The sequence below is a fragment of the Oleiphilus sp. HI0061 genome (assembly GCF_001635675.1).
In genome coordinates, this window is sequence record NZ_LWFE01001639.1 from 1 (window position 1) to 884 (window position 884).

Annotated in this window: 1 protein-coding gene; it reads right to left on the minus strand. The window is 43.1% G+C overall.

Annotation, left to right across the window (positions count from 1 at the left end; all coding sequences use genetic code 11):
• The coding region (locus A3735_RS25255; protein WP_068638868.1) for a GGDEF domain-containing protein at nucleotides 1-813 on the minus strand (813 nt) is incomplete at its 3' end.
• Between the last annotated feature and the right edge of the window lie 71 nt (nucleotides 814-884).

Sequence of the window (884 nt, forward strand, 5' to 3'; positions counted from 1 at the left end):
GATTGCGAACTCTTCGCCGCCATAACGGGCAACAAAGTCCCCGCCTTTCACGCTGCGCTTGATCGTCTCGGCGACAAAGCGTAGTACCCGGTCTCCAACAAGGTGTCCGTGCGCGTCGTTTACACGTTTAAAGAAATCAATATCCAGAAGAATTAAGGCTAAAGGGCTATTATCTAGCTGGGATTTTTTTATCGCAGTACTGAGCTGCTCATCAAAGCCTCTTCTGTTACCTACGCCTGTAAGGCTATCTTGGTAGACCTCTTCGCCCATTTTTTCTAGAGACTCCTGAAGGCTGTTAATCTCTGAACTTAGATGATAAACCTTGCTGAGCGCTTGGTGGTTTCGGGATCTGCACTTCTTTGTTTCTGCTAATAGAACCTGAATAATTGATTGAAGGGAGTTTACCTCGGGGTCATGAGTCAGGTCGTCTGCACAGGAATATAAAGCAGCGCTATAGGACTCCATGCCGCTATTCAGTTCGCTTAATTCGGATTGAAGTAAGGTGATCAAGGCTCTTATCGCTTGACGCATTTCACTAAGCTTTTGTTCAGGAATTTCAACGAAATATTCGTTGAACAAATGTTCACAAGTGCTCGCGGAAAAATCTCCGCCTTTGGATATACGTTTATCAATCGCTTTTTTTAGGTCGAGTTTTCTATCTGCATAATATTCGTACCAAACACTATAGACTTCAGGGGTGGCGGGAATAGACAGTTCATTTATTTTTGCAACAGCTAATCGCAGCCACTTGACGCTCTCGGATAACTCGACATTTTGTCGATTATTTGAGGGCGCGTCAGAATACTTGCTCATGGGTATACCTGTTTAAACTATTACTACATTATATAGTCGAAAAGTAACTGAAATGTTAGCAAAACTTTGTT